This is a genomic window from Streptomyces narbonensis (assembly GCF_014649015.1).
In the GTDB taxonomy this organism is placed as follows: domain Bacteria; phylum Actinomycetota; class Actinomycetes; order Streptomycetales; family Streptomycetaceae; genus Streptomyces; species Streptomyces narbonensis.
This window is the reverse complement of the sequence record NZ_BMSF01000033.1, coordinates 1-22,421: the sequence shown is the minus strand read 5'-3', so window position 1 is coordinate 22,421 and position 22,421 is coordinate 1. Positions and strand designations below refer to the sequence as shown.

At 72.5% G+C, this 22,421-nt stretch carries 22 protein-coding genes; 7 read left to right on the top strand and 15 right to left on the bottom strand.

Going from position 1 to position 22,421, the window contains the following annotated elements; all coding sequences use genetic code 11:
* Positions 1-36 precede the first annotated feature (36 nt).
* From IE124_RS33395 to afsQ1, 5 genes are all read right to left on the bottom strand, one after another.
* Positions 37-240, bottom strand: coding sequence for a PspC domain-containing protein (locus IE124_RS33395; protein ID WP_189513666.1), 204 nt, complete (start codon positions 238-240; stop codon positions 37-39).
* Between the two features lie 91 nt (positions 241-331).
* A complete protein-coding gene (locus IE124_RS33390) occupies positions 332-931 on the bottom strand; it encodes a VanZ family protein (RefSeq protein ID WP_189513665.1) in 600 nt (199 codons plus the stop codon).
* Positions 932-1,049: 118 nt separating this feature from the next.
* The gene (locus tag IE124_RS33385; RefSeq protein WP_229833137.1) at positions 1,050-1,739 is read right to left on the bottom strand and encodes a hypothetical protein; all 690 of its coding nucleotides are present in this window, start codon (positions 1,737-1,739) and stop codon (positions 1,050-1,052) included.
* Positions 1,736-3,268, bottom strand: a complete 1,533-nt coding sequence (locus IE124_RS33380) for an ATP-binding protein (RefSeq protein ID WP_189513663.1) — start codon at positions 3,266-3,268, stop codon at positions 1,736-1,738. Before IE124_RS33380 ends, IE124_RS33385 begins: the two co-directional genes overlap by 4 nt.
* Positions 3,265-3,942, bottom strand: a complete 678-nt coding sequence (afsQ1, locus tag IE124_RS33375) for a two-component system response regulator AfsQ1 (RefSeq protein WP_017239746.1) — start codon at positions 3,940-3,942, stop codon at positions 3,265-3,267. The genes IE124_RS33380 and afsQ1 overlap by 4 nt, the downstream gene beginning before the upstream one ends.
* A 169-nt stretch (positions 3,943-4,111) precedes the next feature.
* Between afsQ1 and IE124_RS33370 the strand changes: the two genes are divergently transcribed.
* A complete protein-coding gene (locus IE124_RS33370) occupies positions 4,112-4,831 on the top strand; it encodes a SigE family RNA polymerase sigma factor (RefSeq protein WP_189513661.1) in 720 nt (239 codons plus the stop codon).
* Positions 4,832-4,987: 156 nt separating this feature from the next.
* Here the strand turns inward: IE124_RS33370 and IE124_RS33365 are convergent, their stop codons facing one another.
* Entirely contained in the window at positions 4,988-5,683 is a 696-nt protein-coding gene (locus tag IE124_RS33365) for a uridine kinase family protein (protein WP_189513659.1), read from the bottom strand.
* A 52-nt stretch (positions 5,684-5,735) separates the two neighbouring features.
* On the opposite strand from IE124_RS33365, the gene IE124_RS33360 reads away from it, so the two are divergent.
* The gene (locus IE124_RS33360) at positions 5,736-6,134 is read left to right on the top strand and encodes a hypothetical protein (RefSeq protein ID WP_189513657.1); all 399 of its coding nucleotides are present in this window, start codon (positions 5,736-5,738) and stop codon (positions 6,132-6,134) included.
* A gap of 6 nt (positions 6,135-6,140) precedes the next feature.
* Here IE124_RS33360 and IE124_RS33355 read toward each other — a convergent pair whose 3' ends face one another.
* The 4 genes from IE124_RS33355 to deoC all read right to left on the bottom strand — a co-directional run bounded on the left by IE124_RS33355 (position 6,141) and on the right by deoC (position 10,852).
* Positions 6,141-7,475: a TerD family protein gene (locus IE124_RS33355; protein WP_189513655.1), complete on the bottom strand. Its 1,335-nt coding sequence runs from the start codon at positions 7,473-7,475 to the stop codon at positions 6,141-6,143.
* Positions 7,476-7,561: 86 nt separating this feature from the next.
* Positions 7,562-8,458 (bottom strand): aldehyde dehydrogenase family protein, encoded by an 897-nt coding sequence (locus tag IE124_RS33350; RefSeq protein WP_189513653.1) that lies wholly within the window; start codon positions 8,456-8,458, stop codon positions 7,562-7,564.
* Positions 8,451-9,887, bottom strand: a complete 1,437-nt coding sequence (locus tag IE124_RS33345; RefSeq protein ID WP_189513651.1) for an aldehyde dehydrogenase family protein — start codon at positions 9,885-9,887, stop codon at positions 8,451-8,453. Before IE124_RS33345 ends, IE124_RS33350 begins: the two co-directional genes overlap by 8 nt.
* 5 nt (positions 9,888-9,892) lie before the next feature.
* The gene (gene deoC / locus IE124_RS33340) at positions 9,893-10,852 is read right to left on the bottom strand and encodes a deoxyribose-phosphate aldolase (protein WP_189513677.1); all 960 of its coding nucleotides are present in this window, start codon (positions 10,850-10,852) and stop codon (positions 9,893-9,895) included.
* Positions 10,853-11,124: 272 nt separating this feature from the next.
* Between deoC and IE124_RS33335 the strand changes: the two genes are divergently transcribed.
* From IE124_RS33335 to IE124_RS33325, 3 genes are all read left to right on the top strand, one after another.
* Positions 11,125-12,867, top strand: coding sequence for a hypothetical protein (locus tag IE124_RS33335; protein ID WP_189513648.1), 1,743 nt, complete (start codon positions 11,125-11,127; stop codon positions 12,865-12,867).
* A 213-nt stretch (positions 12,868-13,080) separates the two neighbouring features.
* Positions 13,081-13,719, top strand: coding sequence for a class F sortase (locus tag IE124_RS33330; protein WP_189513646.1), 639 nt, complete (start codon positions 13,081-13,083; stop codon positions 13,717-13,719).
* A gap of 34 nt (positions 13,720-13,753) precedes the next feature.
* Positions 13,754-14,452 (top strand): PH domain-containing protein, encoded by a 699-nt coding sequence (locus IE124_RS33325; protein ID WP_189513644.1) that lies wholly within the window; start codon positions 13,754-13,756, stop codon positions 14,450-14,452.
* Positions 14,453-14,560: 108 nt separating this feature from the next.
* Here IE124_RS33325 and IE124_RS33320 read toward each other — a convergent pair whose 3' ends face one another.
* The 3 genes from IE124_RS33320 to IE124_RS33310 all read right to left on the bottom strand — a co-directional run bounded on the left by IE124_RS33320 (position 14,561) and on the right by IE124_RS33310 (position 17,966).
* Entirely contained in the window at positions 14,561-16,228 is a 1,668-nt protein-coding gene (locus tag IE124_RS33320; protein WP_189513642.1) for a phospho-sugar mutase, read from the bottom strand.
* A 295-nt stretch (positions 16,229-16,523) separates the two neighbouring features.
* Complete coding sequence (locus tag IE124_RS33315; RefSeq protein ID WP_189513640.1) at positions 16,524-17,327, bottom strand: purine-nucleoside phosphorylase; 804 nt, start codon at positions 17,325-17,327, stop codon at positions 16,524-16,526.
* Positions 17,328-17,528: 201 nt separating this feature from the next.
* Positions 17,529-17,966: a gamma-glutamylcyclotransferase family protein gene (locus IE124_RS33310; protein ID WP_141300266.1), complete on the bottom strand. Its 438-nt coding sequence runs from the start codon at positions 17,964-17,966 to the stop codon at positions 17,529-17,531.
* 293 nt (positions 17,967-18,259) lie between these two features.
* Here IE124_RS33310 and IE124_RS33305 point away from each other — a divergent pair, with 293 nt between their 5' ends.
* Together IE124_RS33305 and IE124_RS33300 are read left to right on the top strand one after the other, a co-directional pair.
* On the top strand, positions 18,260-19,699 hold the full coding sequence (locus tag IE124_RS33305) for an NAD(P)H-quinone dehydrogenase (protein ID WP_189513639.1): 1,440 nt from the start codon (positions 18,260-18,262) through the stop codon (positions 19,697-19,699).
* 201 nt (positions 19,700-19,900) lie between these two features.
* On the top strand, positions 19,901-20,866 hold the full coding sequence (locus IE124_RS33300) for a DeoR/GlpR family DNA-binding transcription regulator (RefSeq protein WP_255325285.1): 966 nt from the start codon (positions 19,901-19,903) through the stop codon (positions 20,864-20,866).
* An 81-nt stretch (positions 20,867-20,947) separates the two neighbouring features.
* Here IE124_RS33300 and IE124_RS33295 read toward each other — a convergent pair whose 3' ends face one another.
* Together IE124_RS33295 and IE124_RS33290 are read right to left on the bottom strand one after the other, a co-directional pair.
* Entirely contained in the window at positions 20,948-21,493 is a 546-nt protein-coding gene (locus IE124_RS33295; RefSeq protein ID WP_189513637.1) for a TetR/AcrR family transcriptional regulator, read from the bottom strand.
* A gap of 84 nt (positions 21,494-21,577) precedes the next feature.
* Positions 21,578-22,421 (bottom strand): biotin/lipoyl-containing protein (locus IE124_RS33290; protein WP_189513635.1); only part of this gene is annotated, 844 nt, incomplete at its 5' end.

Sequence of the window (22,421 nt, the reverse complement as noted above, 5' to 3'; positions counted from 1 at the left end):
TCTCCCGGGCACGCGCCCCTTCGGCGTGCGCGCCGACTACCAGGCCGTCGAGGCCGTGCTCTTCTCGGCCGGCAGGAAGATCCACAGCGCCAGGTAGAGCAGGAACTGCGGGCCGGGCAGCAGGCACGAGACCAGGAAGATCACGCGCATCGTCGTCGCGGAGGTGCCGAAGCGCCGGGCCAGCGCCGCGCACACTCCACCGATCATCCGTCCGTTGCGAGGGCGGGCGAGAGCGGCCATGGTGGGCTCCTTCGGAGTCGTCTCCGGGAGCCGCTCCGTCGGGCTCCCGATGACTCCATACTGCTCCCGGTAGGGGGTCCGGGGCGTCGGTCTACCGGGCGATCGGGACCCTGGGAATCCTCGGGGTCGAACCCTGAGCCGTCTCGTTCCGCAGCAGGGGAGAACCCTCACCCGACCCCGTACCCACGGATGACTCGACCCGCCCGGCCTCCGACCAGCGGCGCAGCCGGGACCGCCCGACGGGCACGAGCAGGACATGGGCGAGCGCCACCCCGGCGGTGTTCAGGAGTACGGAGTCGACGTCCACGACCTGCCCCGGCACGGCGGTCTGCAGCAGTTCGACGGCGAGCGACACCAGAGCGCCGGCGGCGGTCGTCCGGGCGAGCGAAGCCCAGCGGGAGACGTCGAGCCGGCAGTCGGCCATCGGGAGCAGCACCCCGAGCGGGGCCAGGAGCAGCAGTCCCTCGCCGATCAGCCGGGCCGCCTCGGCGCCGCCGAGGGCCAGATCGGCCCGCAGCCCGGCCAGCGGGATCGTGTTCGGCGCGGTCACCCAGGCCACGTCCCGTGGCCGCAGGCTGACCCAGGCGACGAGCAGCAGATGCGCGAGGAGGAGGACGAACCCCGCCACGCGGACGACCACGGCGGCATTGCCGCCCGAACCTTGACGCTGCACGCCCCCCAAGACGCCCATCACGGCGGAATCGGTTCCGCCGGTCCGGATCCGGTCCGGATCCGGACCGATGGGACCGCCCGCGAGCCGGCCCGCCGAGCAGGACGGAACCGTCGCGAGGACGGGCGGGCGACCGGGCTCAGCCGGTGGGCGTGGGCGTCGTCGCCGGGCTCGCCCCACCGGTCGCGCCGTCCGACGGCGTGGCCGTCCCGGTAGCCTGCGGCGTGGCCGTCGGCGGGGTGGACTCCGGGCGCTCGCGCAGCTCCGTCGTGCACTGGTACCGCTTCGGCGCGTACGGGCCGGGGCCGCCGAGGAGGACCGTGCGGTCGCCCGCGCCCGCCGAACTCCCCGCGAACGTGCAGACGATCTGCGAGAGCGCGACCGGTGGCAGGTCCTCGGGCTGGCGGCTCAGCCGCAGCGTGCCCGCCGGGTCGCCCCGGTGCCCGCCGCCGACCACGAGCGGACCGTGCACCGCGGTCGTGAACCCGGCCTGCCGCTCGTCGTCGGAAGGCTCGGCCAGCAGCTGCGTGAGCAGCCCTTCGGCCGTCGCCACCGGATCACCGTCCGTCTTCTCGTCCGGCAGCGGGGTCCTGCGGTCCACGGCCTCCAGCTGCGAGCCGCACACCAGGAACACCCGGACGGGCACGCCCTGCGCGGCCGGCGTCGAGGCGTTGTCCCCGGTCACGCTGCACGGCACCCGGGACGGGGCCGCCCCCGCGTCGACCGGCACCGACGTCGTCCTGATGCCGCAGCCGGTGACGAGCGCGGTGAGCGCGGCGGCCGCCAGGACGCCCGTACCGGCCTTGCGGCCGAAGGTCCGGCGTCTCACGCTTCCTCCACCTCGCCCTGGCTGCTGCGGGTCTGCACCTCGCGGGTGATCCCCGAGGCGTCCAGCGGCAGCCGCAGCACGAACACCGCGCCGTCGACCGTCCCGTCCTCGCCCACCGAGTTCGCGGCCGTGATCGAACCGCCGTGGATCAGCGCGTTCTCCATGGCGATGGAGAGGCCGAGCCCGCTGCCCTCCGACCGCGGCCGGGAGGCACTCGCCTTGTAGAAGCGGTCGAAGACGTGCGGCAGCACCTCCTCGGGGATGCCGGGGCCGTGGTCGCGCACCGCGATGACCAATTCGTCGTCGTCCGTGCGGACCGAGACGCGGACCGGCGAACCGCCGTGCTTCAGCGCGTTCCCGATGAGGTTCGCCAGGATCACGTCGAGGCGGCGCGGGTCGAGCGGAGCCACGATCCCGCGCTCGGCGTCCAGGTCGACCGCGTCCAGCCAGGCCCGCGCGTCGATGCACGCGGTGATCTGGTCGGCGATGTCCACCTCGTCGAGCACGAGCCGCGCCGTGCCCGCGTCGAAGCGGGTCACCTCCATCAGGTTCTCCACCAGGTCGTTCAGACGCCGGGTCTCGCTGACCACCAGTGCCACCGCCGGCGCGATCATCGGGTCGAGCGAGTCCTGCTCGTCCTCCAGGACCTCGGTGACGGCGGTCAGCGCGGTCAGCGGGGTCCGCAGCTCGTGTGACATGTCGGCCACGAAGCGCCGGCTGGACTCCTCCCGCGCGCTCATGTCCGCGACCTTCTTCTGCAGCGACTCGGCCGCGCTGTTGAACGTCCGCGTCAGATCGGCCAGTTCGTCAGCGCCGGTGACCCGCAGCCGGGTGTCGAGCTTCCCCTCGCCGAGCTGCTTGGCCGCCTCGCCGAGCCGGTGCACCGGCCGCAGCACGGTCGTCGCCGCGACCTGCGCGAGGAGCACGGAACCGGCCACCGCGAGCGCGGTAGCGATCCCGAGGGACCAGCCGAGCGAGTTCAGATCGGCCTTCTCAGCGGCCAGCGACTTGAACATGTAGCCGGCGGGCCCGCCGCCGTCGATCCGCGTCCCGCCGACCAGGTACGGCGTGCCGTCCCGCTCGGTCCGCTGCCAGAACAGGTGGTACGGATACGGGTTGGCCTCCGTCACCGGCCGCTCGGTGTCCACGGCGTCCCGCAGCGAGCGCGGCACGTCGGCCAGCGTGAAGTCGTCCGGGTCCGAGGCGCCGACGATCGGCTTGCCCACGGCCCGCTCGCCCAGCAGCAGCACCTGGTAGTTCGCGGAGCTGCCGCCGGCCATCTGCTCGGCGGTCCGCCGCAGGTCGTCCTCGGTGGGCCGCAGCGGCAGCGTCGCCGCCCGGTTCTGCATCTCCTGCCGGAAGTCGTTGAGCGCCCCGTCCTGGGTGCGGGTCAGCACCGCCTCGCGGTTGAGCCAGTACGCGATGCCGGAGGCGGCGACGGCCGCGGTGAGCGCGACCAGGGCGAAGACGACGACGAGCCGCAGCCGCAGGCTGGAGAGCCGCAGCCGCGTGAAGATCCCCTTGGTCACGCAGGAACGTCCAGCCGGTAACCGACGCCGCGGACCGTGCGGATGAGCGTCGGCGAGGACGGCACGTCCTCCACCTTGGCGCGCAGCCGCTGCACACAGGCGTCCACGAGCCGCGAGTCGCCCAGGTAGTCGTGCTCCCACACGAGCCGCAGCAACTGCTGCCGGGAGAGCGCCTGTCCGGGACGCCGGCTCAGCTCCAGGAGCAGCCGCAGCTCGGTCGGGGTGAGCTGGAGGTCCTCGCCGTTCTTCGTGACCGTCATGGCCGAGCGGTCGATCACGAGCGAGCCGTACGTCGCCGAATCCGTCGACTCCCGCTCGCCGCGCCGCAGTACGGCCCGGATGCGGGCGTCGAGCACCCGGCCCTGCACCGGCTTCACGACGTAGTCGTCGGCGCCGGACTCCAGGCCCACGACCACGTCGATGTCGTCGCTGCGGGCGGTCAGAAGGATGATCGGCAACTGGTCGGTGCGGCGGATCCGCCGGCAGACCTCGAAGCCGTCGATGCCGGGCAGCATGACGTCGAGGACGACCAGGTCCGGCCGCTGCTCGCGCAGCAGCTGGAGGCCGTCCTCACCCGTCGCGGCGGTGGCCACCCGGTGACCCTGCCGGGACAGGGACAGCTCAAGGGCCGTACGGATGGCGTCGTCGTCCTCGATCAGCAACAGAAAAGGCACGCCGTCATTCTGTCCCATGCGGCCGTCCGAGGACGACCGCTCGTGGACTCGCTTCTGTTCCGGCTCCTGTGACACGGCTGTGACAGTCGGCGGACAACGCCATGAAGTCCGCCGGGCAAGCTTCTTGGCACACGGACCGAAACAGACTCCAACCGACGGGGGGCGCGAGATGAACGCACTGCACAGCACCACCGGAAGCGCAGTTGTCACGCGTCTCCACGACGTCGTTCGGAGCACGGAGAAGTCCGGCGCGGTGAACGGGCGGGGGTGCGTTCGCAGCGTCGGGCGTCAGCGCAAGGCGCCGTACATGGTGGCCATTGCTGACGGGGGAGCGGCGTACGGGGAGGCCACGGGGGAGCGTTCCTGCTCGGAGGCCGAGTTCACGGCCTACGTCCAGGAGCGTCGTGCCTCCCTGTACGCCACCGCCTACCACCTGACCGGTGACCGTTTCGAGGCCGAGGACCTGCTCCAGAGCGCGCTGTTCTCCACGTACCGCGCCTGGGACCGCATCAGCGACAAGGCCGCGGTCGGCGGATACCTCCGCCGGACGATGACCAATCTGCACATCAGCGCGTGGCGCAGGCGCAAGCTCAACGAGTACCCGACCGAGGAGCTCCCCGAGACGGTGGGCGAGACGGACGCGATGCGCGGCACGGAGCTGCGCGCGGTGCTGTGGCAGGCGCTGGCCCGGCTGCCCGAGCTCCAGCGGACGATGCTGGTGCTGCGCTACTACGAGGGCCGGACCGATCCGGAGATCGCGGAGATCCTGGACATCAGTGTCGGCACGGTGAAGTCGAGCATCTGGCGCTCGCTGCGGCGACTGCGCGAGGACGAGGTGCTGAGCTTCGGCCGTGACGAGGAGGAGTCCTTCGGCGAGCTGGTGGCCTGAAGGCGGGGGGAACGACCCACGGGGGCCCACGGGGGAAACGGGGGCCTTGCGGGGGACACGGGGGAACGTACGGGGGTACGGGGAAAACACGAAGCGGGTCGTACAGGGCCGGGGGGCCTGTACGACCCGCTTCGTGCTGTGCGCGGACGCCCGGGGTCAGCCGGCGGCCGGTGTGCGGTGGCGGCCCGCCGCCGCGGCCGCGAGACGGCCCAGGGCCTCGTCCTTGGCGCAGGGATGGGCGCCCAACTCCGTCTGGCGCGCCACGATCGCCCGCTCGGAGCGCATCAGTCGCCAGCCGCGGCGCACCAGGAACGGCACGGACTTCCGGCCCTCCCTGAGGTCCCGGGCGAGCCGGCGGCGGAAGGTCGTCGAAGGGCGGCCGCGCAGACAGAGCGCGTCGGCGAGCACGTCGAGGTCACGGCAGCGGGACACGATCTCGGCCGCGAAGATCCCCTCCGCCACGAACAGCGGGGTACGCCCGATGTCGAACCGCTCGCGGTCCACGCGGGAGCTGGTGGCGAGGTCGTAGACGGGGATCTCCGTCCGTGCCGTGCGGCACAGCTCGACGATGGCGGCGACGGCGGCGTCCGCGTCCCAGGACTGCGGCGAGTCCCAGTCGATGTCCGTGCTGCCGTCGACGAGCGGGAGCGACGGGTCGTCGCCCTCCTTGTAGAAATCGTCGAGGCGCAGGACCGGGAGGCCGGCGACGGCGGCGAGGGACGACTTGCCGGAGCCGGAGGGGCCGGCGAGCAGGACGACGCGGGTCGGAATCGGTAGGGAACTCACGGAACACCAGTGTGAGGCATTCCCCCGTCCAGGGGACCACCGAGGAAGGCCGTTGGTATCGAGCATCACACCTCAACTACTGTCGGTGGCCGCCCCATCACCCCCTGGAAGGATCCTCATGGCGCGTCACGCAGAACCCCGGACCCCCCGCCGCAGCGCCCTGCTCAAGGCCGGGCTCACCGTCACGGCGGCGGGTGCCGCGGTCCTCGGCGCGGGCGCGGCGGCCCAGGCGGTCGCCCCGGTGCCGCTGCCCGTCGACTCGCTGACCCGGACGGACGCCGCCGCGGCCGGGGCGGGCGCGCTGAGCGGCGTCACCCACGGCGTGGGCCCGCTGACCCGCCTCCAGCTCGACCCGCTGGCCAAGACGGGCGTCGACCCGCTCGACAACGGGCTGGGCACCCAGGTCGCCGACTTCAAGCCGGTCGGCACGAACCTCGTCACCGACCACCTCACTCAGGGCGGCGCGGTGGCGGACCTGCCGGTGGCGGGTCCGCTGACGCAGGGGCTGCTGCCGTAAGGCGGTTCAGCGCCTGGCGCGGCGGAGCCAGGCCGTCGCCGCGCTCGGCTGCTTCAGGCGCGCGCGCCAGGGGCCGTCCGCCCGCTTCACATGGACGAGGACCGGGCCCTCGGGCAGCGGCAGGCTCTCCCGGCGTCTGCCGATCTCGTTGATGTGCGGCCACCGGTAGTCCGGGAGGGTCGTGTGGTCGTCGCGGCCCGCCAGGTCGTAGGAGTCGACGATGAAGTTGCTGCTGCCGCGGTAGTGGAAGGCGACGTCGGTCGTCCCTCCCGTGTGCAGCAGGACGTTTGGGCCCCAGCACTCCAGGGTGTCCTCCGTCAGGAGCCTGGCCGCGGCCAGCGGCAGGACCACGACCTGCCAGGGGCCCTTCGCCCCCAGCTTCAGCCGCAGCCGCCCGTTCTCGGGGACGACGACGAGCAGGCGGCCCCGGAAGTTCACCTCCGTGCTGTTGACCAGGAGGTCCTCATCCTTGTTGCGCGCGTCGAGGGTCCACACGCTGGTGTGGCCGTCGGTCTCGACGGCGAGTTCGACCACGACCGGGCCCGGCGGGACTCCGTCGACGTTGATGACCTCGTTGCCCGTTCCGGTGAGCACGTGCGGTTCGAAGACGGCCCCGAACGTCCACTCCGCGGGGCCTTGCGTGCCGGGTGGGTACGAGTACGGGGCCGGGGACGCGTACGGGAGGGATGCCGGGGCCTGGGGAGAGGTGGCCTGGATCTCGGCGGGGGCCGGCATGGAGGCCGGAGCAGACGGCGCTTCCGCGACCTGGGGCGCCTCCGGCGCCTGCATCTCCGTCTCCGTCTCCGTCTCCGGGGAGTCCACCGTCGGGGAGTCCTCCGTCGGCGTTTCCTCTCCCACCACGCCGTGGTCCGCCGCCAGGCCGACGAGGCCGTCCAGGTAACCCTGGCCGACCGCGCGGAACTTCCAACCGCCCGCCCGCCGGTACAGCTCCGCGAGGACCATCGCCGTCTCGCCGCCCGCGTCGGTCACCTCGTACCCGACGACCGTCGTGCCGTCCGGCCCGAAGACCTCCACGGAGAGGCCGCGGACGTCCCGCAGCGCGCCCTCCTCCGTCGACGCGACGACGAGGACGCGGGGGATCTCCCCCTCGACGCCCGTGAGGTCGGTGTCCAGCCACACCGTGCCGTCCTCGCCCTCGGTGAGCCGCACCGAGCCCGACGGGTGCGCCGGAGCGCCGTCGAAGACGATGTCGGCGTCCCCCCGGACCCTGCCCTGTTCCGTGACGAGCAGCGCCGCGACGTCGACGCCGCTCCGGACGGCGAGGCGCAGTGCCGCCGTCGGGACGTAGGCGTTGTCTCCCTTGATCAATCCCCTGAGCATGACCGGATCTTGCGTGCGACGGGGGGACAAGCGCAAGGCCCCCGGGTGCGGACGGGCACCCGGGGGCCTTGCGGGGAAAGGTCCGACTAGTACGAGGAGCCGCTCGCGCCCAGGGAGCCCGTCGGGTGCCAGACCGTCTTGGTCTCCAGGAAGGCGGTCATGCGGTCCGTGCCGGGGGACTCGTTGAAGTCCTCGGAACGGGGACGCAGCACGCGCTTGAGGTTGTCCGCCGCCGCGATCTCCAGCTCGCGCGCGAGGTCGCCCTCGGTCGCGCCCGTGAGGTCGATCGCGTTGACGTCCTGGTGGGCCGCGAGGTGCGGTCCCATCTCGGCCGCCTTGCCGGAGAGGATGTTGACCACGCCGCCCGGAAGGTCGGAGGTGGCCAGCACCTCGCCCAGGGAGAGGGCGGGGAGCGGGGACTTCTCGCTCGCGATCACGACGGCGGTGTTGCCCGTCGCGATCACCGGGGCGATCACCGAGACCAGGCCCAGGAAGGACGAGTCCTGCGGGGCGACGACGGTGACGACGCCGGTCGGCTCGGGGGAGGAGAGGTTGAAGTACGGGCCGGCCACCGGGTTGGCGCCGCCGACGACCTGGGCGATCTTGTCCGTCCAGCCCGCGTACCAGACCCAGCGGTCGATCGCCGCGTCGACGACCACGGCCGCCTTCGACTTCGACAGGCCCTCCGCGTCCGCGACCTCGCGGACGAACTGGTCCCGGCGGCCCTCCAGCATCTCGGCGACGCGGTAGAGGATCTGGCCGCGGTTGTACGCGGTCGCGCCGGCCCAGCCGCCGAAGGCCTTGCGGGCGGCGACGACCGCGTCACGGGCGTCCTTGCGGGAGGAGAGCGGCGCGTTCGCCAGCCACTTGCCCTTCGAGTCGCTCACCTCGTACACCCGGCCGCTCTCGGAGCGGGGGAACTTGCCCCCGACGTACAGCTTGTAGGTCTTGAAGACGTTCAGACGCGTCTGCTGCTCAGACATCGAGGTAAGCCTCCAGGCCGTGGCGACCGCCTTCGCGGCCGAAGCCCGACTCCTTGTATCCGCCGAAGGGCGAGGTCGGGTCGAACTTGTTGAACGTGTTGGCCCAGACGACACCGGCGCGGAGCTTGGAGGCGACCGCGAGGATGCGGGAGCCCTTCTCCGTCCAGATGCCGGCGGACAGGCCGTACTGGCTGTTGTTGGCCTTCGCGACGGCCTCGTCCGGCGTGCGGAACGTCAGCACCGACAGGACCGGACCGAAGATCTCGTCGCGGGCGACCGTGTGCGCCTGCGTGACGTTCGTGAAGAGCGTCGGGGCGAACCAGTAGCCGGCCGACGGGATCTCGCAGGAGGCGGTCCAGCGCTCGGCGCCCTCCGCCTCGCCGCGCTCCACGAGCGAGGTGATGCGGGCCAGCTGCTCCGAGGAGTTGATGGCGCCGATGTCGGTGTTCTTGTCGAGCGGGTCGCCGAGGCGCAGCGTGTTCAGGCGGCGCTTGAGCGAGTCGAGCAGCTCGTCCTGGACCGACTCCTGGACCAGCAGGCGCGAGCCCGCGCAGCAGACCTGGCCCTGGTTGAAGAAGATGCCGTTGACGATGCCCTCGACGGCCTGGTCGATCGGGGCGTCGTCGAAGACGATGTTGGCGCCCTTGCCGCCCAGCTCCAGGGTGACCTTCTTGTGCGTGCCGGCGACGGAGCGCGCGATCGACTTGCCGACCGCGGTCGAGCCGGTGAAGGCGACCTTGTTCACGTCCGGGTGCTCGACCAGGGCGGCGCCCGTGTCCCCGTAACCGGGAAGGATGTTGACGACACCCCTCGGCAGCCCGGCCTGGCGGCAGATGTCCGCGAAGAACAGGGCGGAGAGCGGGGTCGTCTCGGCCGGCTTGAGGACGACGGTGTTGCCCGTCGCGAGCGCCGGGGCGATCTTCCACGCCAGCATCAGGAGGGGGAAGTTCCAGGGGATGACCTGGCCGGCCACGCCCAGCGGGCGCGGGTTCGCGCCGTAGCCCGCGTGGTCGAGCTTGTCGGCCCAGCCCGCGTAGTAGAAGAAGTGCGCGGCGACCAGCGGGAGGTCGGCGTCGCGGGTCTCCTTGATCGGCTTGCCGTTGTCCAGGGTCTCCAGGACGGCCAGCTCGCGGCTGCGCTCCTGGATGATCCGGGCGATCCGGAAGAGGTACTTCGCGCGCTCGGAGCCGGGCAGCGCCGACCACTTCTCGAAGGCCTTCCGTGCGGCCTTCACCGCGCGGTCCACGTCCTCGGAGCCCGCCTGGGCGATCTCGGACAGGACCTCCTCGGAGGAGGGGGAGACGGTCTTGAAGACCTTGCCGTCGGCCGCGTCGACGAACTCGCCGTCGATGAAGAGGCCGTAGGAGGGGGCGATGTCGACGACGGACCGGGACTCGGGTGCCGGCGCGTACTCGAATGCAGATGCCATGTTGATCAGTCCACCGTCACGTAATCGGGGCCGGAGTAGCGGCCGGTCGCCAGCTTCTGGCGCTGCATCAGCAGGTCGTTGAGCAGGCTGGAGGCGCCGAAGCGGAACCAGTGGTTGTCCAGCCAGTCCTCACCGACGGTCTCGTTGACGAGGACGAGGAACTTGATCGCTTCCTTGGTGTTGCGGATGCCGCCGGCCGGCTTCACGCCGATCTGCACGCCGGTCTGCGCGCGGAAGTCACGCACGGCCTCCAGCATGAGGAGCGTGTTCGCCGGGGTGGCGTTGACCGCGACCTTTCCGGTCGAGGTCTTGATGAAGTCCGCGCCGGCCATCATGCCGAGCCAGGAGGCGCGGCGGATGTTGTCGTACGTGGACAGCTCGCCGGTCTCGAAGATCACCTTGAGGCGGGCGCGGTCGCCGCACTCCGCCTTGATCGCGGCGATCTGCTCGTAGACCTTCAGGTAGTGGCCGGCGAGGAAGGCGCCACGGTCGATGACCATGTCGATCTCGTCGGCGCCCGCGGCGATGGCGTCGGCCGTGTCGGCCAGCTTCACGGGGAGCGCGGCGCGCCCGGCCGGGAAGGCGGTGGCGACCGAGGCGACCTTGACGCCGGAGCCCGCGACGGCGGCCTTGGCGGTGGCCACCATGTCGGGGTAGACGCAGACGGCGGCGGTCGTCGGGGTCGTGCGGTCGGTCGGATCGGGGTTGACGGCCTTGGCGGCGAGCGCCCGGACCTTGCCCGGGGTGTCCGCGCCTTCGAGCGTCGTCAGGTCGATCATGGAAATGGCCAGGTCGATGGCGTACGCCTTGGCCGTGGTCTTGATCGAGCGGGTGCCGAGGGACGCGGCGCGCGCCTCCAGGCCGACGGCGTCGACGCCGGGCAGCCCGTGGAGGAAGCGGCGCAGCGCACCGTCGGACGCGGTCACGTCGGCGAATGCGGATGCTGCGGATGCAGTGGTGGGCATGGTCACCAGTCGAGCATATCTACGCGCGTAGCGACCTGTACAGGGGAGGTGCTTCGCGGAGCCCGAGGTCAGGGGGGTCGGTCGGCGTGGTGACGGTCGCGCGACCGGGGCCGTGACTCCTGTCACACGCCCGTGACATGGAGCGGACGAGTCCTGAATACAAGATTAATAGATTCTTATCAGCAGCCAGCCAGACCTCACCGGAACCAGTCGGACCGAGAAAAAGCGGCATGCGACTCACCCAACCACCTGCCTGAATCACAGGAGTCGTTATGCGCACCGCCCTTCGCACCGCCATCGCCACCGCCCTCGTCGCCGGTGTCGCGATCACCCCGGCCCTCACCGCCGGCACCGCCTTCGCCGCCGACGGTCCGGCTGCCGTGAATCCCGCCGCGCCCGCGGCGCCCGCCGTGCCTTCCGCTCCGGCTGCGATCGCCCCGGCCGAGCAGGCTGCCAACCAGGCCGAGACCCCGGTCGAGACCCCGGCCGGGACCTCGACCGCAACCCCGGCCAAGGGCGCCACCGCCCAGGCCGGGGCCGCGACCGCCCCGGTCCGTACCGTCCAGCTCGCGGGCGGGCTGTCGGCCAAGGTGTACGCGAAGGGCGACCAGCACCCGTACTTCACCGCCACCGTGATCAGGGGCGGCGTGACGCTCGGTGAGCTGAAGGCCGGTGCCGGCTACGGCGGGGAGCACACCCGGATCTTCGTCGGCTACGCGGTGACCCTGACCTCCGAGGGCAAGGTGACCGCGGTCGCCGTCGACGCCGCGAACGGCACCCTCCTCCGTACCGTCCAGCTCGCGGGCGGGCTGTCGGCCAAGGTGTACGCGAAGGGCGACCAGCACCCGTACTACACCGCCACCGTCGTCAAGGACGGCCGGACGCTCGGTGAGCTGAAGGCCGGCGCCGGCTACGGCGGGGAGGACACCCAGGTCTTCGCCGGCTACGCGGTGACCCTGACCTTCGAGGGCCAGGTGACCGCGAAGGCGACCGCGGGCGGGACCCCGCAGGGCACCCTCGTCCGCACCCAGACCCTCGTCGACGGCACGGTCGCCAAGATCTACAAGGTCGGCGACGGCCACCACCGCGCCGAGCTCTTCCAGCAGGGCAAGCGGGTCGGCACGCTCGACGCCGACCACTGGTCGGTCGCCGCCAACAACAACGGCGCCTTCCTCATCCTCAACTCCGACGGCACCACCTACAACTGGGTCGGCAACTACCTCCCGGGCGCCAAGCCCGGCCAGTACAAGCTGGCCAACGGCGTCCGCCTGGAGCTCGTCAAGAAGGACGGCCGCTACGGCATCCAGGAGATCCGCCTGGGCGTCGGCACGGGCGTCTCCTACCTGAAGGGGGACCGCCAGGTCTACGGCTTCACCGGCGGTGGCCTCGTCGTCCTGGAGCGGGACGGTGGCCTCGCCGCCTACATCCCCGGCGCCGCGAAGCAGTCCGCCCCGCTGCCGTACACCCGTGACGACGCCTGCACCATCTACACCGAGGTCGGCATCGGAGCGGGCACCAAGGCTGCTCTGACCATGAGCCCGAACGGCCCGACCGCCACCCTCCGCGACATCGGCAGCGACAAGCAGGTCTACACGAAGCTCGACCGCAACCACCCCTCGCTGCCGAAGAGCGCCGGCATCATCGCCCGCATCGACAACCCCTTCAGCGCCACGCCCACCCTCTACACCAAGGTCGAGGGCGGCACGGCCAAGGGCGGTACGCACGCCTTCCCGAAGATGCCGAAGGGCTGCACGCTCAACCCGGTCAAGGGCACCAGCACCCCCGTCACCGGCACCACCGGCACCACCGGCAGCAACGACAGCAAGGGCCTCACGGTCAACACCGGCGGTCAGACCTCCGTCGTCCCGCGCGGCGGCGTCGCGGCCGGCGCCGAACTCGGCACCGAGGGGGACTCCACGGCCCTGCTCGCCACGGGCGCCGGCGCGGCCTCGCTCGCCGCCGCGGGTCTCGGCTTCGTCGTCCTGCGCCGCCGGAACGCCGCCTCGCGCGCCTGATCCTCGCCCCGTCCGACCGGCCCGCCGTCCCACCGGTACGTCGCCCCGCCGGTACCCCGTCCCCACCGGTACCCCGTCCCACCAGTTCCCTGCCCTTTGACCCGAGCGGGAACACACCCCACCCCCCGGCCGGTCGCCGCGTCCCGCGCGGCGGCCGGCCGGACCCCTTCGCCGTCCCGTCCGTCCGCCTGCCCGTCCGCCCGGAGCCCGCCCGTGAACCGCCGCCCTCGCCGCGTCCGTACCGCCCCCCTCCTCCTCGTGGCCGTCCTCGCCGCCCTCACCGGCTGCTCGGCCGACGGCGGGACCACCCCGCCCACCACCCCGCCCGCGCGGATCTCCGAGGCCACCGCCCCCGCGCCGGTGCAGAGCACCGCCCCCGTCCGCCCGCTCGCCCGGTCCCTGCCCGTCCGGGTCCGAGTCCCCGCCGCCGGGGTCGACACCGGCCCGGTCCTGAGCCTCGGCCTGAACGCCGACGGCACCGTCGAGGTGCCCTCCGAGGCGGACGCCGACCGCGTCGGCTGGTACGAGAAGGGCGTCACGCCCGGCGAGACCGGCCCCGCCGTTCTCATCGGCCACTTCGACACCGCCCGCGGCCCGGCCGTCCTGAAGAACGTCTCGAAGGTCCGGACCGGCGACGAGATCACGGTGTCGCGCGCGGACGGCAGGATCGCCGTCTTCCGGGTCAGGGAGCTGGAGCAGGTCGACAAGAAGACCTTCCCGACGGCCAAGGTGTACGGCGACACCCAGCGCGCCGAGCTGCGCCTGATCACCTGCGGCGGAGAGCTGGTCGACGGCCACCGGCCCGACAACATCATTCTGTACGCGGATCTCGTGGCCACGCGGGCCGCCTGAGCCCCCACCGGCCCGCTGAGGCAGAATCGGCGGCATGACGACCCCGGAGCCGACCCCCGAGCCGACCCCTGAGCCGGACCCGAAGCCGACGCCCGAGGCGAGCCACGAGCCCGCCCCGGCCGAGGAGCAGTTCGCCGACCGCGTCTTCCGCTCACCCCTCGGCATCGCCGGCGGCGTGTTCCTGATCATCCTCGCGTGCCTCTTCGCCGGCGACGCGCTGATCCGCGGCGAGGGCCGGACCCCCTGGCTCGCGCTCGCCGGGCTCGTCCTCGCCATCCCGCTGATCGTCGCCTTCACGATCCGGCCCGCGGTGTACGCCAACGACAACCGGCTCCGCGTCCGCAACCCGTTCCGGACGATCACCCTGCCCTGGGCCTCGGTCGCCGACGTACGCGCCGGGTACTCCAGCGAGGTCTTCACGCAGGACGGCTCCAAGTACCAGCTGTGGGCCGTCCCCGTCTCGCTGCGGCAGCGGAAGAAGGCGGCCCGGAACGCCTCCCGCGCCTCCCAGGACGACCCCCACGGCCGTACCTCCGTCACCGCCGACGTGCGGGACAGCGCGTCCCGGAGCGCGCCCACCGACCGGACCGTCGCCGACCTGCGCGAGCTCGCCGAGCTCCGCGCCGGGGCCCCCGGCTCGCAGGGCGAGCCGCGGGTGCGCTGGGCCTACGAGATCATCGGCCCCGCGGCCGCCGGGCTGCTGCTCTTCGTGATCCTCCTCGCGACGGGCTGACCCGTCCCCGCGCGTGTTCCACCGGGACACCGGTACAGACGAGAGGGCCGGTGCGGAATCGCTTCCGCACCGGCCCTCTCCTCACGCTCCGGGTGGAGCGGCCCCTGGTCAGAGACCCGCGGCCGCGCTCAGGTCCCGCTTGATCGCGACCAGCACCTCGTGGGCCGTCGTCCGGGCCGGGGCCAGGTCGACCGCCGCGGCGACCGGCACCACGACCTCCAGGTAGCACTTGAGCTTGGGCTCGGTGCCGCTCGGGCGGACGATCACCCGGGCCTTGTAGTCGCCCTCCAGGTGGTAGCGCAGCCCGTCCGTCGGCGGGAGCGACTCGGTGCCCTTCGTCAGGTCCTCCGCCGAGACGACGGTGAGACCGGCGAGGGAGACCGGCGGGCGCTCGCGCAGCGCCGTCATGGCGTTCGCGATGATGCTCAGGTCCTCGACCCGCACCGACAACTGGTCGGTGGCGTGCAGGCCGTGGGCGACCGCCAGGTCGTCGAGCAGGTCCAGGAGGGTCCGGTCCTGCTCCTTGAGGACCGAGGCCAGCTCGGCGACGAGCAGCGCGGCCGTGATGCCGTCCTTGTCGCGGACGCCCTCGGGGTCGACGCAGTAGCCGAGCGCCTCCTCGTAGCCGTACCGCAGCCCGTCGACGCGGGCGATCCACTTGAAGCCGGTCAGCGTCTCCTCGTATCCGACGCCGGCCGCCTCGGCGATCCGACCGAGCAGGGAGGACGACACGATCGACTCGGCGAACACGCCCGTCGCGCCCTTGTGCACGAGGTGCGCGGCGAGCAGCGCGCCGACCTCGTCGCCGCGGAGCATGCGCCAGCCTCCCTCGACGGCGGCGTCCGGCACGGCCACCGCGCAGCGGTCGGCGTCGGGGTCGTTGGCGATGACGATGTCGGGGTCCACGGCCCGGGCCGCCTCGAAGGCGAGGTCCATGGCACCCGGCTCCTCCGGGTTCGGGAAGGCGACCGTCGGGAAGGCCGGGTCGGGCTCGGCCTGCGCGGCGACGAGCGCGGGCGGCGGGAAGCCGGCCCGGGCGAAGGCCGCCGTCAGGACGTCCTTGCCGACGCCGTGCATGGCCGTGTAGACGGTCCGCGCGGAGCGGGGGGAGCCGGGGGTCAGGACGGCGTCCGTGCGGGCCAGGTAGGCCTCCAGGACCTCGTCGCCGAGGGTCTCCCAGCCGGACTCCGGACGGGGCACGTCGTGCAGCGAGCGGACCGCGTCGATCTCGGCGGCGATCTCCGCGTCCGCGGGCGGCACGATCTGCGAGCCGTCTCCCAGGTAGACCTTGTAGCCGTTGTCCCGCGGCGGGTTGTGGCTCGCCGTCACCTCGACGCCGGCGACGGCGCCCAGATGCCTTATGGCGTACGCGAGGACGGGCGTCGGCAGCGGGCGCGGGAGGACCGCGGCGCGCAGGCCGGCGCCGATCATCACGGCGGCGGTGTCGCGGGCGAAGTCGGCCGACTTGTAGCGGGCGTCGTAGCCGATCACGACCAGGCCGGCGCCTCCTTCCCTCTGGGAGGGCTCCTTGGCCCTGAGGTACGCGGCCAGGCCGGCGGCGGCGCGGATGACGACCGAGCGGTTCATCCGCATGGGCCCGGCGCCGATCTCGCCGCGGAGGCCGGCGGTGCCGAACTGGAGGGTGCCGCTGAAACGGGCGGCGAGCTCGTCGGTGTTGCCGGCCTCGATGAGCTTCGCGAGCTCCTCGCGGGTCTCCGGGTCGGGGTCCTCGGCGAGCCAGGTCTGGGCGCGGGTGAGGAGGTCGTCCTGCGTCACGGGGTGCCTTTCGGTGTGCGGGCCGGGTGGGGCGGGGGCAAGCCGGTGGGGGTGGGCCGCTGCGCGGGGCCTGTTCCCCACCCCGCCCCTTCCCGAAACCGGGACTCCGCCCCGGACCCCGCGCCTCAAACGCCGGCGGGGCCGGATTTTCCGCCCTGCGGGCGAAATCCGGCCCGCCCGGCGTTTGAGGGCACGGCCGTAGGCCGTACGGGGGTCCGGGGCTTGCCCCGGTGACGGGAAGGGGCGGGACGGGGAGACGGCCCCCGCGCAGCGGCCCACCCCTGAGCCGGGTGGCTCAGATGCGGTCGAGCACCCGGGTCAGCAGCTCACCCATCCGCGCGGCCGAGTCGCGGCCCGCCTGGAGGACCTCCTCGTGGTTCAGCGGCTCGCCCGAGAGCCCCGCCGCCAGGTTGGTGACCAGGGAGATGCCCAGGACCTCGGCACCCGCCTCGCGGGCCGCGATGGCCTCCAGGACCGTGGACATGCCGACGAGGTCGCCGCCCATGACGCGGACCATGTTGATCTCGGCCGGGGTCTCGTAGTGCGGCCCGGGGAACTGGACGTAGACGCCCTCCTCCAGGGTCTCGTCGACCTCCTTGCACAGCGCGCGCAGCCGCGGCGAGTACAGGTCGGTGAGGTCCACGAAGTTCGCCCCGACGATCGGCGAGGCGGCCGTCAGGTTGATGTGGTCGCTGATCAGGACCGGCTGGCCGGGGCGCATGCCGGCGCGGAGGCCGCCGCAGCCGTTGGTCAGGACGATCGTCTTGCAGCCGGCGGCGACGGCGGTGCGGACGCCGTGGGCGACGGACGCGACACCGCGGCCCTCGTAGAAGTGGGTGCGGCCGAGGAAGACCAGCGCGCGCTTCTCACCGATCTTGTACGAGCGGACCTTGCCGCCGTGGCCCTCGACGGCCGGCGGCGGGAAGCCGGGGAGCTCGGTCACCGGGAACTCGGCCTCGGGGGCGCCGAGCGCGTCGACGGCGGGCGCCCAGCCCGAGCCCATGACCAGGGCGACGTCGTGGTTGTCGACGCCGGTCAGCTCGCGCAGACGGGCGGCAGCGGCCTCGGCGGCCTCGTACGGGGTGGCAGTTGCGTTCACTGACTCTCTCGCCTCGGGGAGGGGAGTCCGAGGGGAGCCCCGGACGGATTTGGTACCCGCAGAAGCCTAGCCGGAGATTGCCTACGCGCGTAGATGACGATGCTGACGGACTTGCGATCGTTGTCTTGTCGTTTCCGACGAATGGGGCGAAGGAGGCCTCGCCGCCGTCCGTCGGGCGTTCGCACACTCCCCGTCCGTGCCTCAGCAGGGACGCTTGCGCAACTCCATCACGTAGTCGTGCGGCGCGCCCGCCGACTCGGCCGCGTCCGCGATCTCGCCCAGGTACCGCGCGGACGGCAGCCCGCCCTCGTAGCCGTTGAGGACGTAGACCCAGGCCGGCTCCTCGCCGTCGAGGGTGTCCACCCGGACCCGCATCCGCCGGTAGATGTCCAGGCCGACGCCCTCCCACCGGTCCATGGAGTCCTCGTCCATCGGAGCGATGTCGTACAGCGCCACGAAGACCTGGGAGCGGGGGGCCTCCACGATCGTGGCCAGCGCGCCCTCCCAGCCCATCTGCTCGCCGCCGAAGGTCAGCCGCCAGCCGTTCAGCCAGCCGGTGCCGCGCAGCGGGGAGTGCGGTGCGCGGCGGCTCATCAGCCGCGCGTCGAGGTTGCCGGCGAAAGCGGCGTAGAGCGACATGGCACCGAGGGTACGGGAGCGGGCGGCGTCTCCGCCGGACTCCGCCGTCCGGGCCGCGGGAGCCCGGCCGTACTGCGGGGCGGTGGTCGTGGCGAGCCCGGTCGACTGCCGGGGCGGCGGTCGGCGGCAGCCCGGTCGTGCTCCGGCGCGCCGCGTACGGAGCCCCGGCGCGAGGTCGCGCCGGGCGTGCGGGAGAATGGGGTACGCACTTGAAGCGTGCGGGACAATGGCGTACGCACTGCACCCCAGCGGGGGGACCCCCCGGCAGAACGAGACGCGAGGCGTAGATCCCAGTGACCCGGATCGTGATCATCGGTGGCGGACCCGGCGGATACGAGGCGGCCCTGGTGGGCGCCCAACTCGGCGCGGAGGTGACCGTCGTCGACTGCGACGGCCTCGGCGGCGCGTCCGTCCTGACCGACTGTGTTCCCTCGAAGACGCTGATCGCCACGGCGGAGGTGATGACCACCTTCGACTCCTCCTACGAGGAGCTCGGCATCATCGTCGCGGACGACACCCCGCACGTGGAGCAGGCCGCCCGCGTCGTCGGCGTGGACCTCGGCAAGGTCAACCGACGGGTGAAGCGCCTCGCGCTCGCCCAGTCGCACGACATCACCGCCTCCGTCACCCGGGCCGGCGCCCGGGTGCTGCGCGGCCGCGGCCGGCTCTCCGGCCGGCAGGCCGTGGACGGCTCCCGCCAGGTGATCGTCACCGCCGCCGACGGTACGGAGGAGACGCTCACCGCGGACGCCGTGCTGATCGCGACCGGCGCCCACCCGCGCGAGGTCCCCGACGCGAAGCCGGACGGCGAGCGCATCCTCAACTGGACGCAGGTCTACGACCTCAAGGAGCTCCCCGAGGAGCTCATCGTGGTCGGCTCCGGCGTCACCGGCGCCGAGTTCGCCGGCGCCTACCAGGCCCTCGGCTCCCGGGTCACCCTGGTGTCGAGCCGCGACCGCGTCCTGCCCGGCGAGGACCCGGACGCCGCCGCCGTCCTGGAGGACGTCTTCCGCCGCCGCGGCATGAACGTCATGGCCCGCTCGCGTGCCGAGTCCGCCAAGCGGGTGGGCGAACGGGTCGAGGTCACGCTCGCGGACGGCCGCGTCATCTCCGGCACCCACTGCCTCATGGCCGTCGGCGCGATCCCCAACTCGGCCGGGATGGGTCTGGAGGAGGCCGGGATCAAGCTGAAGGACTCCGGTCACATCTGGACCGACCGGGTCTCGCGTACGAGCGCCCCCGGCGTCTACGCGGCCGGTGACGTCACCGGTGTCTTCGCGCTCGCCTCGGTCGCCGCCATGCAGGGCCGCATCGCGATGTACCACTTCCTCGGTGACGCGGTGGCCCCGCTCAACCTGAAGACGGTCTCCTCCAACGTCTTCACCGACCCCGAGATCGCCACCGTCGGCTACACACAGGCCGACGTGGACGCGGGCAAGATCGACGCCAAGGTCGTCAAGCTGCCGCTGCTGCGCAACCCGCGCGCGAAGATGCAGGGCATCCGGGACGGCTTCGTGAAGATCTTCTGCCGTCCCGGCACCGGCATCGTGGTCGGCGGCTGTGTCGTCGCCCCGAAGGCGAGCGAACTGATCCACCCGATCTCGATCGCGGTCGACAACAATCTGACGGTCGAACAGATCGCAAATGCTTTCACCGTGTACCCCTCCCTGTCGGGCTCGATCGCGGAAGTGGCACGGCAGTTGCACACCCGAAAGTCGGCGGGCGAGGCGTAACACCCCGGCCGGGGAACGCTCCCGCCTGCGGGAACGGTTCGCCGACTCGGACAACCCCCGGCAAGCCGGGGCATAGACCTGGCGCAGAGCCGGACAACGACGGGGCCTCCCATACCACTTGGAGGCCCCGTCTGTGCGCATCTTCTGCAATTCGGCGCATACTGCTGAAAAGTATCGGCCGCTCACGTTACTGTCAGTTTCGTGTTCGCTGCAGAACGTCGCCAGTTGATCCTCGAAATGGTGCGAGCCAATGGGGCCGTGTCGCTCCGCGAGCTCGCCCGCGTCGTCCAGACCTCGGAGGTGACCGTACGGAGGGACGTACGGGCACTCGAGGCAGAAGGACTCCTCGACCGCCGTCACGGCGGTGCGGTGTTGCCGGGCGGATTCACGCGAGAATCCGGCTTCCCGCAGAAATCCCATCTCGCCACGGCGGAGAAGACGGCCATCGCCGACGTCGCCGCGAGCCTTGTCGAAGAGGGCGAGGCCATCGTCGTCGGCGCCGGGACGACCACGCAGGAGCTGGCCCGCCGGCTCGCCCGCGTGCCCGGTCTGACCGTCGTCACCAACTCGCTGCTCGTCGCCCAGGCCCTGGCCCATGCCAACCGGGTCGAGGTCGTCATGACCGGCGGCACCCTGCGCGGCTCCAACTACGCCCTCGTGGGCAGCGGGGCCGAGCAGTCGCTCCAGGGGCTGCGGGTCTCCCGGGCCTTCCTCTCCGGGAGCGGGCTCACCGCCGAGCGCGGGCTCTCCACGTCCAACATGCTCTCCGCGAGCGTGGACCGGGCCCTCGTGCAGGCGGCGGCGGAGGTCGTGGTCCTCGCCGACCACACCAAGCTCGGTGCCGACACCATGTTCCAGACGGTGCCGACGGACGTGATCACCCGCCTGGTGACCGACGAGCCCCCGGCCCACGACGAGCGGGCCGCCTCCGAGCTCCAGGCCCTCGCCGACCAGGGCGTCCAGATCGCCGTCGCGGGTACGGGCGCGGGGCCCGGTGCCACCGGCGGTGAGCAGCACCACCCCCCGGGCGTCCGGCCCCGCCGTGACATGCCGCTCCCCGTCCAGCGCGGACGGATGGCGGCCGGTCAGTTCCGCGGGCCCGGCGGGGGGATGGCGGCGGAGACGCTGGAGCGCACGGCCCGGGTCGCGGACATGCGCCGCCGCTGAGCCCGCGGTCCACGGCACCTCACCGCACCACCGCACCGCGTCGCGAGGGACCCTCCCCCAGGGGTCCCACGGCCGCGTGCGTCAGTTCTTCAGTCCCCGCAGGGTCAGCGCCAGCAGGCGGTCCGCCAGCTCCGCGTCCTCCGGGCACTGCTCCGCCGCCAGCGCGATCGCGTTGGTGAGCTGCATCAGGTCGCCGATCGACACGCCGGCCCGGACCTGACCCGCCTCCTGGGCGCGCCCGAGCAGCGCCTCGCCCGCGTCGCGCAGGGGCACGCTGCACGAGGCGAGCGCCGAACTCCGGTCGTACGAGGCCGACATCAGCGCGTGCGCGAGCCCCCGGTACTCGCCCGCGTGGGCGATCAGGGCCCGCAGCCAGTCCACGAGTGCCCGGCACGGCTCGGTCGCCTCCGCCAGCTCGTGCGAGCGGTGCAGCAGCGCCGTCAGGGCCTCCTGGAAGACGGCGGTCAGCAGCGCGGCCCGGGTGGGGAAGTGGCGGTAGAGGGTGCCGATCCCGACGCCCGCGCGGCGGGCGATCTCCTCCAGGGGCGCGTCCGTGCCCTGTTCGGCGAAGACGGCCCTGGCCTCCGTGAGCAGCCGCTCGTGGTTGCGGCGCGCGTCGGCTCGCATGACGTGGGTCCTCCTCTAGGGATCGACGGAAGGGCCCGCAGGCTGCTGCCTGCGGGCCCTTCACACCGTACGTGCCGCGACGGGTCAGTCCTTGATGTCGCAGATGCTCGCGCCGGAGGTGACCGAGGCGCCGACCTCGGCGCTCAGGCCCTTGACGGTGCCGGAGCGGTGGGCGTTGAGCGGCTGTTCCATCTTCATGGCCTCCAGGACGACGATGAGGTCGCCCTCCTTGACCTCCTGGCCCTCCTCGACGGCGACCTTGACGATCGTGCCCTGCATCGGGGAGGCGAGGGTGTCGCCCGAGGCGGTCGGGCCGGACTTCTTCGCCGCCCGGCGCTTCGGCTTGGCGCCCGCCGCGAGGCCGGTGCGGGCCAGCGTCATGCCGAGGGAGGACGGCAGGGAGACCTCAAGGCGCTTGCCGCCGACCTCGACGACGATCGTCTCGCGGCCCGACTCGTCCTCGTCCACGTCGGCACCGGCCGGCGCGAACGGCTTGATCTCGTTGACGAACTCGGTCTCGATCCAGCGGGTGTGGACGCGGAACGGGTCCGCGGTGAAGTCCGGGTCGACGACGACGGCCTGGTGGAACGGGATGGCCGTGGCCATGCCCTCCACCTTGAACTCGGCCAGGGCGCGGGCGGCGCGCTGGAGCGCCTGCTCGCGGGTGGCGCCGGTGACGATCAGCTTGGCGAGGAGGGAGTCCCAGGCGGGGCCGATGACGGAGCCGGACTCGACGCCGGCGTCCAGGCGGACACCGGGGCCCGTGGGGGCGTCGAAGACGGTGACGGTGCCGGGGGCCGGCAGGAAGCCGCGGCCCGGGTCCTCGCCGTTGATGCGGAACTCGAAGGAGTGGCCGCGGACCGCCGGGTCGCCGTAGCCGAGCTCTTCGCCGTCGGCGATGCGGAACATCTCGCGGACCAGGTCGATG